General features: G+C 65.3%; 16 protein-coding genes. 12 read left to right on the top strand and 4 right to left on the bottom strand.

Features of this window, described 5'->3' with window-relative positions; all coding sequences use genetic code 11:
- Positions 1-115 precede the first annotated feature (115 nt).
- Positions 116-847: a hypothetical protein gene (locus A5788_RS16250; protein WP_064868780.1), complete on the bottom strand. Its 732-nt coding sequence runs from the start codon at positions 845-847 to the stop codon at positions 116-118.
- Between the two features lie 235 nt (positions 848-1,082).
- Here A5788_RS16250 and A5788_RS16245 point away from each other — a divergent pair, with 235 nt between their 5' ends.
- The 6 genes from A5788_RS16245 to A5788_RS16220 all read left to right on the top strand — a co-directional run bounded on the left by A5788_RS16245 (position 1,083) and on the right by A5788_RS16220 (position 6,770).
- The gene (locus A5788_RS16245; RefSeq protein WP_231894352.1) at positions 1,083-1,697 is read left to right on the top strand and encodes a helix-turn-helix transcriptional regulator; all 615 of its coding nucleotides are present in this window, start codon (positions 1,083-1,085) and stop codon (positions 1,695-1,697) included.
- Between the two features lie 49 nt (positions 1,698-1,746).
- Entirely contained in the window at positions 1,747-2,676 is a 930-nt protein-coding gene (locus A5788_RS16240; protein ID WP_064868782.1) for an NADP-dependent oxidoreductase, read from the top strand.
- A gap of 61 nt (positions 2,677-2,737) precedes the next feature.
- Positions 2,738-4,147: an acyl-CoA synthetase gene (locus tag A5788_RS16235; RefSeq protein WP_064868785.1), complete on the top strand. Its 1,410-nt coding sequence runs from the start codon at positions 2,738-2,740 to the stop codon at positions 4,145-4,147.
- Between the two features lie 223 nt (positions 4,148-4,370).
- Positions 4,371-4,946 (top strand): TerD family protein, encoded by a 576-nt coding sequence (locus A5788_RS16230; protein WP_049699260.1) that lies wholly within the window; start codon positions 4,371-4,373, stop codon positions 4,944-4,946.
- Positions 4,947-5,071: 125 nt separating this feature from the next.
- A complete protein-coding gene (locus tag A5788_RS16225; RefSeq protein WP_049699259.1) occupies positions 5,072-6,232 on the top strand; it encodes a DUF475 domain-containing protein in 1,161 nt (386 codons plus the stop codon).
- On the top strand, positions 6,162-6,770 hold the full coding sequence (locus tag A5788_RS16220; RefSeq protein WP_064868788.1) for a TerD family protein: 609 nt from the start codon (positions 6,162-6,164) through the stop codon (positions 6,768-6,770). Before A5788_RS16225 ends, A5788_RS16220 begins: the two co-directional genes overlap by 71 nt.
- A gap of 95 nt (positions 6,771-6,865) precedes the next feature.
- Here A5788_RS16220 and A5788_RS16215 read toward each other — a convergent pair whose 3' ends face one another.
- From A5788_RS16215 to A5788_RS16205, 3 genes are read right to left on the bottom strand one after another with little or no spacing between them, the layout of a single operon-like run.
- Complete coding sequence (locus tag A5788_RS16215) at positions 6,866-7,630, bottom strand: AIM24 family protein (RefSeq protein WP_064868791.1); 765 nt, start codon at positions 7,628-7,630, stop codon at positions 6,866-6,868.
- Positions 7,627-8,337, bottom strand: coding sequence for an AIM24 family protein (locus A5788_RS16210; RefSeq protein WP_064868794.1), 711 nt, complete (start codon positions 8,335-8,337; stop codon positions 7,627-7,629). The genes A5788_RS16215 and A5788_RS16210 overlap by 4 nt, the downstream gene beginning before the upstream one ends.
- A 7-nt stretch (positions 8,338-8,344) precedes the next feature.
- Positions 8,345-8,965, bottom strand: a complete 621-nt coding sequence (locus A5788_RS16205; protein WP_049699468.1) for an AIM24 family protein — start codon at positions 8,963-8,965, stop codon at positions 8,345-8,347.
- Between the two features lie 127 nt (positions 8,966-9,092).
- On the opposite strand from A5788_RS16205, the gene A5788_RS16200 reads away from it, so the two are divergent.
- From A5788_RS16200 to A5788_RS16175, 6 genes are all read left to right on the top strand, one after another.
- The gene (locus A5788_RS16200; protein WP_064868824.1) at positions 9,093-10,196 is read left to right on the top strand and encodes a hypothetical protein; all 1,104 of its coding nucleotides are present in this window, start codon (positions 9,093-9,095) and stop codon (positions 10,194-10,196) included.
- On the top strand, positions 10,193-11,395 hold the full coding sequence (locus tag A5788_RS16195; RefSeq protein WP_064868797.1) for an HpcH/HpaI aldolase/citrate lyase family protein: 1,203 nt from the start codon (positions 10,193-10,195) through the stop codon (positions 11,393-11,395). The genes A5788_RS16200 and A5788_RS16195 overlap by 4 nt, the downstream gene beginning before the upstream one ends.
- Positions 11,392-12,717, top strand: a complete 1,326-nt coding sequence (locus A5788_RS16190) for a phosphoribosyltransferase family protein (protein WP_064868801.1) — start codon at positions 11,392-11,394, stop codon at positions 12,715-12,717. The genes A5788_RS16195 and A5788_RS16190 overlap by 4 nt, the downstream gene beginning before the upstream one ends.
- The gene (locus A5788_RS16185) at positions 12,714-13,856 is read left to right on the top strand and encodes a cysteine protease StiP family protein (RefSeq protein WP_064868827.1); all 1,143 of its coding nucleotides are present in this window, start codon (positions 12,714-12,716) and stop codon (positions 13,854-13,856) included. Before A5788_RS16190 ends, A5788_RS16185 begins: the two co-directional genes overlap by 4 nt.
- Positions 13,853-14,692, top strand: coding sequence for a hypothetical protein (locus tag A5788_RS16180; RefSeq protein ID WP_064868804.1), 840 nt, complete (start codon positions 13,853-13,855; stop codon positions 14,690-14,692). The genes A5788_RS16185 and A5788_RS16180 overlap by 4 nt, the downstream gene beginning before the upstream one ends.
- Positions 14,689-15,294 (top strand): TerD family protein (locus A5788_RS16175; protein ID WP_197502773.1); only part of this gene is annotated, 606 nt, incomplete at its 3' end. The genes A5788_RS16180 and A5788_RS16175, both read left to right, overlap by 4 nt.

Here is a 15,294-nt window from a genome sequence, read left to right as displayed (position 1 = left end):
GTCTGACACCGTCACGCCACACGATGCCCCTTGGTCCGGACTTCCGGACCGAGGGGCATCGTCGTATGTGGGTGTCGAGTGTGTGGGTGTTGTGTCGCCCGAGGGGCAGCGATACTCACGCCTGCGGCGCCAACACGTCCTCGTGTCCGTGTCGTCGGCACCAGCTCACGATGTATCGCGCGTGCAGGCCGCACCAGCGGTACACCGACGCCTGGGTGAGCGGGAGGCGGTCGTCGTGTTCGCGGCGCTCGAGCATGAGAGGACCGAGGTAGTGGCTGGTCACCTTGTTCGCGGTGTTGTGCGACACCTTCGCAACCGTCGCCAGTGTCGCGTTGTCCGACGCATTTCCCGCGGCAATGGCGCCTGCCATGCGTGCCGCCGTGATCCCGCGCCTGCCGGAGAACAACTCGTACAGCGGCGGGTGAGTCGGCGAGGGCACCCGGTCGTCGAGCTTCGAGCCGTGAGCGACGGTGCGCAGCGCCGCGATCAGCGAGCCGAATCCGTCGGCCTTGGCGACGACGCCCCAGACGTCCGGCCGCAGCCGTGCTTCTTCGAGATGATCGATCTCCATGGAGTGTCCCTGGGTCGCCAAGAGCACCGGCGCGAGGCGGTCGGCATGATGGAGGCCGTCGAGGACGTCCAGACCGTCGAACGTCCACTCGATGTCGGGTCGATTCCAGATGAGGTCGGCGCAGACGACGTCGAACCGTACGCGCCCGGACACGCTGCGGACGAATTCTTCCTGGTCGCGGGCCACGACAACAGTGGCACCCTCGATAGCCGAACCCACCGGTTCGGCCACCACGTGCCCAAGCGGTGATGCGATCAGGATGCGCATCCCTTCCATGGCAACTCCCCTCGAGCGTGGGTTCGCATGCGTGATTACGCCTCTCATGCCACTTTTCATGCGCGATCTTGCATGCACATGTCTGCGTTAGGCGTTTTCGTGCGTGAACCCCGCACATATATGTCATCACAAGTGCTGACTTGCGCAGCCGCCGGGGGCAGGATTCTTTATGCTCGATTTGCTCGAGTACATCAAATGCACACTCGCGCGCTGCACATTTTCCGGGGGGACCTCAATGACTGCCGACGTCGTCAGCGAACTCGACACCGCACCTTTGGAGGCCGTCAGGACCGCACCCACCGCGGTAATCATCGCAGAACACGACGTCATCGACTCGGCGCTGGCCGTGTTCGTCGAGGACGCCGGACATCGCGCAGTCATCATCGACCTCGACAACGCGACCGATTCACTCGGCGGACTCGACGCCCCGGGCATCACGATCGTGCGGTCCGCGCGCCGCGTCGCTCAGGTCCGGTCCATTCGCGCGCTGAACGGCACCGTGATCGGCGCGATCGGCGTGCCGGTATCGGACGCACGCAGCATCGACATCACCGACCCCGGACATGCGCTCGACGTCTTGGCCGCGCTGGCCGGAAGGTCGGAGTCGGCCCAACCCCGCGTCCCCCGCATCCACCTCACCGAACGCGAGCGCGAGATCCTCACCGCATACGTCCTCGGCGCGACGCTGCGCGAGACGGCTCGCCGGTTCTTCATCGCCGAGAGCACGGCACGCGAGCACTATCGTCGGGTTCGGCAGCGGTATCTCAACGCCGGCAGGCCCGTCTCCAACAAGGCCGAGCTGCTGCTCGCACTCATCGCAGACGGTTGGGTACGGCCCGAGCAACTGTGAACCCGCCACTGAAAGCCGACGCCTCCGCGCTGATCAGTAGTGTTGAACCATGCGCGTGCAACGGTGGGTGGCGACCGGTCCCGGCGGTCTCGACGACTTCGCATTCATCGATGATCAGCTCCATCCACCCGGGCCGGGCGAGGTCAGTATCGAAGTGCTCGCCGCAGGCGTCAATCCCGCGGACCTCAAGCACACGCTGACCGCATCGGACTTTCCGGTCCCTGTCGGCTACGAGGTGTCCGGAGTGATCGCGGCACTCGGACCGGGCACCGAGATTGCCTCTGGCGCAGCATCTCCCGGCGAAGACGTCCTCGCATTCCGCGTATACGGCGGCTACGCGACCGCGTTGACGGTGCCCGCTGACAAGGTGTTCGCAAAGCCTTCGACGCTCAATGAGGCCTCGGCTGCAAACCTGCTGCTCGCGGGCACGACCGCCGCCGACATGCTTCGGGCGTCACGCGCGGCGACCGGCGACACGATCCTCTTGCACGGCGCGTCGGGCGCGGTCGGCATGGCGGTGTTGCAACTCGCGCTGCTGCGCGGCATCACCGTGATCGGGACGGCGAGTCCGCGTAGTTTTGAGCGGGTCGTCGAATTCGGTGGTCTCCCAGTCGAATACGGCCCAGGTCTGACCGATCGTGTTCGCGCGCTGGCCCCGAACGGCGTCGACGCCGCACTCGACGCGGCCGGTACCGACGAGGCCATCGATACATCCGAGGAGTTGGTCGCCGACCGCTCACGCATCGTCACCATCGTGGCGCGCGACCGCGCTCAGCGAGACGGACTTGTAGCTCTTGGCGGTACACAGCCAGAGAGTGCCGCCTACCGCGATTCGGTTCGGGCGGAGTTGATCGCGCACGCCGCGGCAGGCGACCTGGTGGTTCCGGTCGCCCACACCTTCCACCTGTCACAAGCGCGTGCGGCTCTCGAACTCGTCTCGGGCGGACACGCGGGCGGCAAGGTCGCGCTGCTGGTATGAGTCTGATGATCGTGGCCGAGGAGGATAGTGCCACAAGCAAGGCCGTGGCACAGTGAGAGACGTGTTGTTGCCTTACCTCGTCCCCGCCGCGCCCGATGACCCCGACGCGGTGACCGTCGGCGACGACGCGCTCTCGCGCGAAGACCTCGTCGGTGCGGCAACCGCTGTCGCAGAACGGATTCGCGGAGCACGCACGTTGGCCGTGCTCGCCCATCCGACGATCGAGACAGTTCTCGCCGTCGTCGGCGGCCTCATTGCGGGAGTTGCGATCGTTCCCGTACCGCCGGATTCCGGCCCGCGCGAACTCGAGCACATTCTGACCGACTCGGGTGCACAGGCGTGGCTCGGCACCGCACCCGATTCGACGACACTGCCGGTGATCCCGATCCGACGCTTCGCCCGCTCGTGGCATTCGCATCCCGAACCTCCCGGCGAGTCGACCGCGCTGATCCTGTACACCTCGGGCACCACCGGGCTTCCCAAGGGCGTGCCGATCACCCGCCGCGCGATCGCCGCCGGACTCGACGCACTGGCCGATGCGTGGGCGTGGACCTCCGACGACACTCTCGCCCACGGCTTGCCGCTATTTCATGTCCACGGACTGATCCTCGGCGTTCTCGGCCCACTTCGCCGCGGCGGCAAGCTGATTCACACCGTCAAGCCGACCCCCGCGGGTTACGCCGACGCGGCCGCTCGCGGTGCGTCGATGTTCTTCGGAGTGCCGACGGTCTGGACCCGCATCGGCGCCGATCCTGCTGCAGCGCAGTCACTTTCCTCAGCACGACTACTGGTGTCGGGAAGTGCCCCGCTGCCCGTCCCGGTGTTCGACAGGATTCGTGAGCTGACCGGACACGAGATCGTCGAACGATACGGCATGACCGAGACCATGATCACCGTGTCGACCCGATTCGACGGCGAGCGCCGACCAGGCTGGGTGGGAGTACCGCTGCGCGGCGTCGAAACACGGCTGCGCAGCAGCGAGATCGACTCCGGTGCAACGGATCTACCGCACGACGGCGAGTCGGTCGGCGACCTCCACGTGCGCGGACCGATGGTCGGGTCGGGATACCTGAACCGGCCGGAGGCCACGGCCGAGAGTTGGCTCGCCGACGGCTGGTTCGCGACGGGCGACGTCGCGGTGATCGGCGACGACGGCATGCACCGCATCGTCGGCCGTGCGTCGACCGATCTGATCAAGTCGGGCGGATTTCGTGTCGGCGCGGGCGAGATCGAGACCGTCCTACTCGGGCACCCCGCCGTCGACGAGGTCGCGGTGATCGGCGTTCCCGACGACGACCTCGGGCAGCGGATCGTCGCCTATGTCGTCGGATCAGCAGTTCCCGACGACGAGCTCATCGGGCTCGTGGCCACCGAGTTGTCCCAGCACAAGCGGCCCCGGGAAATCAGGCGCGTCGACTCACTTCCACGCAACGCGATGGGCAAGGTGCAGAAGAAGCTGTTGGCGCAGTGACCAGTCCGTTCGGCCGTCGCGGTTCGACCACCGTCGGCGTTCGACGCCCCGCCACCCGGATCGACATCATTCCCTCGGCCTACGGCCAACCAGCTTCTATGTTCCCGTCAGCCGTCCGTGGGTAGGGTGGCGGGCGCGTCGGCAATATGTCCGACTTGTCACTTACGATGTGACCGTCATTCGACAGTGGCTCCCGCCACACCGCGGCAGAAAGGCACGAAACATGGGCGTCAGCCTGAGCAAGGGTGGAAACGTATCGCTGACCAAGGAGGCTCCCGGCCTCACGGCTGTCGCAGTCGGCCTCGGCTGGGACGCGCGGACCACCACCGGTGTCGAGTTCGACCTCGACGCCAGCGCAATCGCGTGCGGTACCGACAAGCGGGTGCTCTCCGACCAGCACTTCGTGTTCTTCAACAACCTCCGCTCGCCGGAGGGCTCCATCGAGCACGCCGGTGACAACACGACCGGTGAGGGTGACGGCGACGACGAGGTCATCAACGTCGATCTCGCGGGCACCCCTCCCAACATCGACTCCATCGTCTTCCCGGTCTCGATCTACGACGCCGACTCGCGCGGTCAGTCGTTCGGTCAGGTTCGCAACGCCTACATCCGCGTCGTCAATCGCGCCAACGGCTCCGAGATCGCCCGCTACGACCTGTCCGAGGACGCGTCGACCGAGACCGCGATGGTCTTCGGAGAGCTGTACCGCAGCGGTGCCGACTGGAAGTTCCGCGCCGTCGGCCAGGGCTACGCGTCGGGTCTCGCGGGTATCGCCCGCGACTTCGGCGTCAACGTCTGATCCACGTCGCTACGATGCCGCGCCTGACATTCGCAGGCGCGGCATCTGGCTTGTTTGACCGCGTGAGCCCGGCATCGGGATACGTGGTCTCCCTACTTCGGTGATGCAAGAAAGGCCGCTCCACCGTGATCTTCCGAATATTCGGGCTGTCCATCGCCATCACGATCGCCTCGCTGGTGGTCGCATTCATCTATGGCGGCCCAACCGCCCTGTTCCTCACACTCATCCTCGGCATCCTCGAGGTGTCGCTCTCCTTCGACAACGCGGTCATCAACGCGACCGTGCTGCGACGCATGAGCGCGTTCTGGCAGAAGATCTTCTTGACCATCGGTGTGCTGATCGCGGTCTTCGGCATGCGGCTGGTCTTTCCGCTCGTGATCGTCTGGTTGAGCGCCAAGCTGAATCCCGTCGAGGCGCTGCGTCTCGCGCTCAATCCGCCGACCGACGGCTCTCCGACCTACGAGCAGATCATCACCGACGCGCACCCGCAGATCGCGGCGTTCGGTGGCATGTTCCTGCTGATGCTGTTCCTCGGCTTCGTCTTCGAGGAGAAGGAGATCCACTGGCTGCGGTGGATCGAGCGACCGCTCGAGCGCATCGGCAGGCTCGACCAACTCTCCGTTGTCGTCGCTGTGGCCGTCCTCGTCATCACCGCTGAATGGATCGCACCCGACGACGAGCGCTCGACGGTGCTCTTCGCCGGCGTACTGGGCATGACCACCTACATCCTGGTCAACGGGCTCGGCGAACTGTTCAACACCCCGGAGGAACTCGAAGAAGGCGCCGAATCTGAATCGCTGCCTCGCTCGGGCCCCAGTGAACTCGCCAAGGCGACAGGTAAAGCAGGCTTCTTCCTGTTCCTCTACCTCGAGGTGCTCGACGCGTCGTTCTCGTTCGACGGCGTCATCGGAGCATTCGCCATCACCGCCGACCCGATCATCATCGCGTTGGGCCTCGGCTTCATCGGCGCGATGTTCGTGCGTTCGCTGACCGTCTTCCTTGTTCGCAAGGGCACGCTCAGCGAGTACGTCTACCTCGAGCACGGCGCTCACTGGGCGATCGGCGCACTGGCGCTGATCCTCATGTACTCGATCGGCACCCACGTCCCCGAAGTGGTCACAGGCCTTGTCGGCGTCGTACTCATCATCGCGGCTTTGGTCTCCAGCATCATTCGACGCCGCAACCACCCCGAAGACACCCCGGAAGGAAAATCCGATGGCGATCAACATGAACAAGGTGACACTGAGCAAATCGACCCCGACGATCTCGCTCGCCAAAAGGGGTGACGGCCAGGGAAACATGCGAGTCAACCTCAACTGGGACCAGGGTTCCGGTGGAGGTAGATTCTTCAAGCGCTCCTCGGGCATCGACCTCGACCTCGGGGCCATGTATGAGCTCGCCGATGGCAGTAGGGGCGTCGTGCAGGCGCTGGGCAATTCGTTCGGCTCGCTCGATCGCGCGCCCTACATCTTGCTCGACGGCGATGATCGCAGTGGAAGCAGCACCGGCGGCGAGAATCTGCACATCAACCTCTCCGACATCGGACGCTTCCGTCGGGTCCTGATCTTCGCCTACATCTACGAGGGCACCCCGAACTGGTCGTCGGCCAATGGCGTCGTGACACTGTTCCCGAGTTCGGGGCCGCAGGTCGAGGTTCGCCTGGATTCAGCAGACGACCGCGCGGTCTCCTGTGCCATCGCAATGCTCACCAGCAATGCCAACGAGCTCAGCGTCAGCCGCGAGGTGCGCTACATCCAAGGCGCGCAGAGGCACATCGACGAGGCCTACGGCTTCGGGATGAACTGGACAGCGGGCCGCAAGTAGCACGTACGACGAAACCGCAGAACCCGGTTACGACGACATTCGTTGTCGTAACCGGGTTCTCGTGGTTTATGTGGCAGCTCTGACAGAGCCACGTCTCAGCCCTGCTGCTGCCCCAACTGCCGGGAGACCTCCTGGTTGATCTGCTGCAGACCCGGCACCGAGAGTCCGGACAACTGTCCTTGAATGGTGCGGACGATGGAGAAGTCGCTGCGAACCTTCTCGCTCGACTGCACGAGAACCGTTCCGCTGCCGGTGAAGTCGAACTGCTTTTCCTCGCCCGACTGCACACCCATCCGGTGAGCGGTTGCCGCGATGAGGTCGGTGACCCACGACTGGTCGTAGTGGTGACTCGGTGACGGGCAATCCGCCCAGCCCACAAGCGCTTCCGGGTCGACCCGCACCGGGGGTTCGACGAACATGACCGGGCCGTTCGACGATGCGAGGAACTTTCCCGTGCCGAGCAGGGTGAGGAAGCCGGGCACGATCGACTGTTTCAACGAGAGTTGCGGTTGGAAAGCAAGGAGATTCGCGGCTCTGATCGTCAGGTTGCCGTCTTCGAGGTCGTAGGAGTTGATGTTGTATCCACGGTCTCCGATGATCAGCTTCCCGTGTCCCTCGGCCACCACGTAATCGCCGAGATACAGAGGCGCAGAGAACTGTTGGGCCACCATCTGGAGGAGCTGACCGTTCAACCCGTGCTGCAACGAGCTGAACTTCATCTGCCCGTAGAACGCGATCATCGCGCCCTTCGACATGAACCACGGGGAGTTGAGCTCGATGCAGAACGAGTAGTCGTTGCCCTCGATGTTGTCGTCGACCGGCAGCGACATCGGATTCCACACGGTGTTGAGTGCGCTCACAGCTTCTCCTCGGACGCCTGTACGTACACGGTTCCATGACCCGCACACTGCAACTGCATTGCTTCGCCACCGGTTCGGCCGACGTTGCGCCAACTCACGTTCGACGTCAGCGTGGTGGTCACCTGTCCCGCTGCCGCGACATACGCCTGGGGATCGACGGTGACGGGTGGACGGTCGGGGGCGACCCCGAGTTCGAAGACTCCGCCGTGGCCGAGAATCACCACCTGCCCCTGACCGGACAGCTGAGTGGTGAACATGCCCTGCCCCGTGACCGCGCCCGCAGCGGCGGACCGCAGCGAACCGAACAGACCGCCACCACCACCGCCACCGCCGCCGCCCTGGGCGGTCACCGACACCACAGACGCCTGCAGGCCGGACGTGTAGGCCAGCGTGCGCGACGCTTCAACCCGGATCAGGCCGCCGACCCTGCCGACGTCGACGATCTGTACCTCGATGCCCCGGAACCCGAAGTGCACGACCCCGTGTCCGGTGGCGAGCAGCGTCGACTCGTGTTCGCCTGCGAGTCGCTGCCCGATGGCACCTCCGATTCCCGACATCCCACCAGATCCCGCTCCCATACCGGCGATCTGATGCGGCTGGAACCGGACGTCGCCCGTGTAGAACAACATCGCGCCCCTGCGAGCGACCACAGGTCCGGACTGCGCGACGTCGACCGACACGACCTTGCTGTTGACCTTGGTGAACACGTTTCGCCTACCGTTCCGCCGGCTGGATCGACACCACGCCGGTTCCGTCCCAACGCAGCGAGAATGCCTCGCCACTGCCCTGTCCGACGGCCGAACGCCACGACACATCGGTCACGAACGACTGCGAGAGTGCACCGCGCGCACAGACGAACGCGTCGGGGTCGACGATCAGCGGGTACTGCGGCGAGACCTCGAGGTGGATCAGCGGCCCACCGTGCGACACGATGCCCACCTGGCCGTGCCCGCTGACCGTCGTGGTGAACAGTCCTTGACCGGCTGTCGCGCCCTGCATGCCTGCGAACGTGACGTTGGTCTGAAGGTTGCCGTTGAGCACCATCAGTTGCTGCGACTCCACCTGAAGCGTTTCACCGTTGAGTTCGATGATCGTCGTCTCGGCGGCGTTGTGCGCGAAGTAGACGACGCCGGTACCGCCGGCCTCCATGAGCGACAGCGATTCGCCGGTTGCGCGACGCTTGATCCCGGCGACGAGTCCGTCGCCGCCACCGAACCCCGCGGACTTGAAACTGACCTGGCCCTCGAAGGCGACCATCGAACCGGAAAGCGCGCGAACCGAGGTGTTGTTCAGACGCGCCTCGATCACCCGCTTGGATCGCTGTACCAGTTGCACGTTCATCCTCTCGTCGTACCCTGACGAAACTAGTCGATAGCATCAGACGGTGGGCAGTAGGTTCTGGCGACGGGGAGAGCGTGGCAGCTCAGGTGTGCCCGCCGACACCGCTGCGTCCGTCCAACAGATGACCACGGCCTTCCTGGACTCCGAACAAACCTTGAGCAGCATAGACGGTGCGGTCGCAACGGCTCAGGAGCTCGACCCTCGTTCGCGGCTGCGGGGTGAGTGGAATGCGTTGCGAGAGCGCTACTCCCAAGCAACTGACGGCTATCTCAACCTCTCGAATGCACCACGACCAACACCGAGCGAACTCGCGCGGTGCACAGAAGCGTTGCGGTCACTCCAGGGCGAGATGCAGCGTTTCGCCGACGCTAACGCCACCGAGCTCGGCCGTGCGGCGCGCACCGTCGACGAAGTCGCATCGCTCGAACATCGGGCTCAGGTCGCGGCGACGCAGGTGCGCGGCACACTCGCGCAGGCACCAGCCAACCTGACGACGCTGCGGAGCGTCCGCGTCGCCGCCGAGAGGTTCGACGCCGCGCTGGCCGAACAGCGGGCGGCAACGGGTCTGCTCGCCAGACGAGCAACCGCTCAACGCGTGCTCGCCGCGCGCCAGTCGCTCGACGACGCGCTCGCCGATGCACCGTCACTCACTGAGCGCGGCCAGCGGGTCATCCGCTCGGTCGACACACGCCGCAGCGGGATCATGACTCGTGCCGAGCGCATGCCGGGCGAACTCTCGACCCTCCGCAGAGAGTTCAGCCTCGAGTGTTCGCTCGATCTGCAAGACAATCAGGAGGTGTTCTCGCGGTTTCTCGACGCCGCCGATAGCCGATTGGCGCAGGCCCGTTCCCACCTTTCCGACGCGCCTGACCTCGCCATCAGCGAGGCCGAAGCCGCCCGGGACGAACTCGATGGCGCAGAACAGGCCGTGGATGCGGTCGCCGAGAGGCTGCGCGGTCTGCGCGAGGTGCGCGCCGACCCCGGCGCTCTCGAACAGCGCGTGCGATTCCGCCTGCGAGACGCTCAACACTTCGCCGTCGACAACGCTCTGGTTGACGAATGGGGCTCAGTGCTCGATGCTCAGGCCGACCGAATTGTCCGTTCACGGAGTGCCCTCGATCGGGTACATCCGGACTACTGGACGTATTCAACAGAGCTGACAGCAATTGAGCGCCGCATCGTCGAGATCGTCGAGCGGATGAGGGGGCAGGTGGCCAGGCGATGACACTCACAACCGATGCGCCCAGTGCGAGTCGGGCAGGCAACGGCGCCAGGCACTTTCGTCACCTACCCGAGTCGACGCGGGAACGGTTGTTCGTCGCGCAGCCATCGCCGGTCTCCACGTCATGGTCGACCGACCGCCTCGCGATCGCGCTCGGGGCCACCCTCTACGTACCTGCGACGCGTCCCGACCTCGCCGAGGTGATCACCCGCCGGCACGCCGACGGTGTCGTGTCGATGGTCATCGACCTCGAAGACGCTGTCGCCGACGGTGACCAGGCCACCGCCATCGAGAGCGCCGTCGACGCACTACGCCGACTCGATTCGACCGCCGCGGCAGAGATGATGCTGTTCGTTCGCGTCCGTTCGGCCGATCAGATCGCGACCATCAGCGAGGCGATCGGCTCGTCCGACTCGCTCATGGGATTCGTGCTGCCGAAGTTCGACGCCGAGAACGCGCACGAGTTCTTGATTGCGGTGCGGGACGCCAGTATTCGTGCCGGTAGGCACTTCTGGGCCATGCCGGTACTCGAATCCGCGGGGATCGTTCACCGCGAGAGTCGCGAACACCACCTGTCGGTTATCGGCGACGCTGTCGACGAGCACCGGTCCCGAGTGCTCGCCATTCGCATCGGCGCGACGGACATGTGCGGACTGTTCGGCATCCGCCGCGATCGCGACCTGACCATCTACGACGTCCGCGTGGCCGCAGACGCAATCGCGTCCATCATCAACCGGTTGGGGCGATGCGACTCCTCGGGGCACGTCATCACCGGACCGGTGTGGGAGTACTTCGCCGATCACGAGCGCCTGTTCAAACCGGCACTCCGGCAAACGCCGTTCCAGGAACAGGGCGCCGTGTGGTTTCGCAGCCAGCTGGTTCGCAGAGACCTCGACGGATTGCTGCGGGAGATCGCACTCGACCGCGCAAACGGTATGCAGGGCAAGACAGTTATCCACCCGAGCCATGCCGCCGCGGTGCACGCACTCAGCGCGGTGACCCACGAGGAGTACCACGACGCGCTCGACGTACTCGCCTCCGACACCGGCGGCGTGCAGGCATCGACGTATCGGAACAAGATGAACGAACGTAAGCCGCACCGGAATTGGGCGTCGCGGGTGATCGACAGGGCAGCCGTGTTCGGGGTCACCCACCCCGGTGTCGGCTTCGTCGACCTCCTCACCGCGATGGATCTCTCGTGACAGCTACCGGTTCCCGCGCAGCACAAGTCGTCGACTCCGCGGACACGTCGAGCTGGGTCGCCGACACCTTCGGGGTGAGGATCGCAGACACCACTGTCGACGCTCAATCCGACTGGAGCATGGACGAACTCGTCGTCCTCGGGCTGCGCCGCAATCGCAGGCGCGCACACCTGCTCGTGTCGACTGTTCTCGGCAAGCACATCCCCACCCCTCCCGAACGCGTCCGACGGGCCGCAGATGACCTCGCTTCGCTCATCCGTGATCGCATCGGCGCCGACGCGGCCGAGAAGTCGACGGTCCTCGGGTTCGCCGAGACGGCAACGGGCCTGGGCCACTCCGTCTTCCATGGGCTAGCCGCTCACGCGTATCTGCACTCCACTCGTCGACGCCCGCCGGGCGCGCTCACCGTCGGGTCGTTCGAAGAGGGCCACTCGCACGCGACAACTCATCTGTTGCAGCCGAGTTCGATCGAGTTGCTGTCCGCCAACCCCGACAGTCCGTTGATCCTCGTCGACGACGAGATCTCCACCGGTACAACCGCGTTGCGCGCCATCACCGCGATACACGAGACGACCGGCAGACGTGACTATGTGGTCGCTTCGCTCGTCGACCTGCGCTCACCCGAACATCTTTCAGCTACAGCCGATTTCGCGTCCAGCAACGACATCCGGATCAAGTACGTGTCGCTTGCGCAGGGCAGCATCGACCTTCCGGAAGGGCTCACCGACGCGGTGTGGGAGTCACCCTCGACGCAACTCAACCCGATCGGAGTCCGGGGTGAGGTCACCACGGTGGCGCTACCGTGGCCCGCCGATGTGCCCGAGGGCGGACGCCATGGCTTTCTACGTTCGGACACAACGGGATTCACCAATGCCGTCGACGAAGCGGTGGCGACACTGCTGCCTGAACTCGAGCCTTCGACAAGCACTGTGGTGGTTGGCCACGAGGAGCTGATGTATCTGCCGCTCTGCATCGCCGAGGGGCTTGCACATGCCGGCATCCCCGCGACGTTCCAGACAACCACGCGCTCACCCGCATTCGTCCGCGACGTCGACGGCTACCCGCTGCGCCGCGGCCTGACCTTTACCGCGCCCGAACACGACCCCGGTACACCGCGATTCGTCTACAACCTGTTCGACCCCGACGGCTCGCCAGACCTTCCGCGGATCGTGTTGATCATCGACGACCCCGCCGACACTCCCGAACTGACGGCACCGGGTGGGGTCCTCGATGTGATGACCGCGGCGGGCCACGACGTCGTCGTCGCGAAAGTTACTGCCACCGGCCAGTGCGCGCTGCGCGACGCACGGAGCGACTCGTGACAGCTCAGCGACTCACCACACCGCAAGCGCGGAACTCCGAGCTACGCGGACCGGACTTCGGTTCGTACGCGCCCGATGAGGTGACGTGGCTCCTGAAAGACCTCTCGCATATCGAACTCGAGGCCGATCTGGCCGTTCGTGAGCGCCGAATCCAGTCGGGCACAGCACATTACGCGGAGTCGTTGCCCATCGAGTATCAGCCGGGAGCCGCGTACCAGCAGTTGTTTGCCGACACCCTCGACGACTCGGCGCAGCGCCTCGCGCACGCTGTCGGCGTCGTCGGAGAGCTCATCGTTGCCGAGCGACATCGCGAGCCAACGCTGGTGTCGCTCGCGCGGGCGGGCACGCCCATCGGAATCCTACTGAGACGCTGGCTGAACCATGTTCATGGCTGGGCCGCACCGCATTACACGATCTCGATAGTTCGCGATCGCGGCATCGACACGGTCGCCCTCGACCACATCACCGACCGCCACGACCCCACATCCGTGGTGTTCATCGATGGGTGGACAGGCAAGGGCGCGATCCAGCGCGAGCTGTCAGCGGCGCTCGACGCCTACGCCCAAGACGGTGGGCCACGCCTCGCCGACGAACTCGCCGTTCTCGCCGACCCCGGATTCGCCACCACCACCTTCGGTACGCGCGACGACTTCCTCATCGCCTCGGCGTGCTTGAATTCGACCGTCTCCGGGCTGATTTCACGAACGGTCCTCAACGCCGACCACATCGGCCACGGCGAGTTCCACGGCGCCAAGTTCTATCGCCACCTCGCCGAACACGACATGTCGAACCACTTCCTCGACGTCGTGTCCGCGCAGTTCGACGTGGTGCGCGACGCCGTCGCCTCGCACGTCGCCGCTTTCGATGCCGCCGATCGCACACCGACCTGGGCGGGCCTGGAGTCCGTGGAGGCAATCCGCGCGGAGTACGGACTGTCGTCGGTGAACTTCGTCAAGCCCGGTGTGGGGGAGACCACACGGGTACTGCTGCGGCGCGTACCGTGGCGGGTTCTTGTGCGAGACAACGACCTACCCGAGCACCGACACATTCGAATCCTCGCCGCCGAACGCGGAGTACCCGTCGAAGTGCGCGCCGACCTCGCGTACTCCTGCATGGGCCTGATCAAGGAGGACTCGTGACCGGATTGGTGGCGAGCGATCTGGACCGTACGCTTATCTATTCGCGTGACGCCATGGGAGAGAATCAGTTCCGCGATACGTCGCCGGTGTGCGTCGAGATCTACCGCGACGCTCCGCTCTCGTACATGACGAGTTCGGCGATCGCGCTTCTCACCGATCTTCTTGCGCACGCACCCTTCGTTCCGGTGACTACACGGACTCCCGAGCAGTTCGGCCGTGTCCAGCTCCCGGGAGGAACACCTCACTACAGTGTGGTCAGCAGCGGCGGCCGCATCCTCGTCGACGGTGTCGACGACCACAGGTGGCGAAGCGGCGTCGAACGTGCCGTTGCTGCTGGTTCTGCGCCGCTCGATGACGTTGTTGGGCGATTGGCCGTTGCGGCAGAAGAGGATTGGGTGAGCACGCTGCGTACCGCCGACGACCTGTTCTGCTACCTGGTCGTCGACACCAAGCGCCAGCCCGAGCACTTTCTGCCCGAGTGGGAGCAGTGGTGTGCCCAGCACGGGTGGGTCGCCTCCCAGCAGGGTCGCAAGATCTACGCCGTGCCCGAGGCGGTCACCAAATCCGCTGCGGTCGCGGAGGTATACCGACGCTGCGTCGACGATGGTCTGTTGTCAGCTGGCGACCCGGTCTTCGCCGCGGGCGACGGCAGGCTCGACGTCGACCTACTGGAGTTTGCCCATGCCGGTATCCGGCCCGCTCACGGCGAGTTGGCCGAGTTGGATTGGCAGCATCCGACGGTGACCGTCACGGCACAGTCGGGTGCGCTGGCAGGTGAAGAGATACTCGAATGGTTGCTCGACGCAGTGACCCGACAAGCAAGGACGGCGATATGACGACAGTGTTGTCGAAAGGCCAGAACGCACCGCTACCTGCGGGCGAAATCGCGATCTCCGTGGATGTTGCTGCGCCGGTTGATCTCTCGGCGCTGTTGGTCACTCCCGATATGCGCGTGCGCTCCGACGCCGACTTCGTCTTCTACAACCAGCCAACCGGAGCGGGCGTCACGCTTGCGCCCGCCACCGGCCGGCAGACGCTACGGATCACACCCGCCGCGGTGCCCGCCGAGATCCACGCGGTGCGCGCGGTGATCACACTCGACGACGCGTCGTCGTCCTTCGGTAGGACGCCACCGCCCATCGCGCGTGTCTTCGACGCCGCGGGCACCGAGCTGTTCTCGTTCACCATCCCCGATCTGAGCAGCGAGACCGTCGTCGTGGCAGTCGAGGTCTATCGCCGGGACACGGGGTGGAAGGTGCGCTCCATCGGCCAGGGCTACGCGGGCGGTTTCGCCGATCTCGTTCGCGATCACGGGGTTTCGGTCGATGCTTATACACATCTCCGAGCCCACGAGACCGATCAGTATCTCGTATGCCGTGTTGTGGTTGAAAAAAAAAAGGGGGGGGGGGGGGGGGGGGGGGGGGGGGGGGGGGGGGGG

This window comes from Gordonia sp. 852002-50816_SCH5313054-c, assembly GCF_001665925.1.
Lineage (GTDB): Bacteria > Actinomycetota > Actinomycetes > Mycobacteriales > Mycobacteriaceae > Gordonia > Gordonia jacobaea.
Note: the sequence above shows the minus strand (reverse complement) of the source record. Positions and strands in the feature narration are given on the sequence as shown.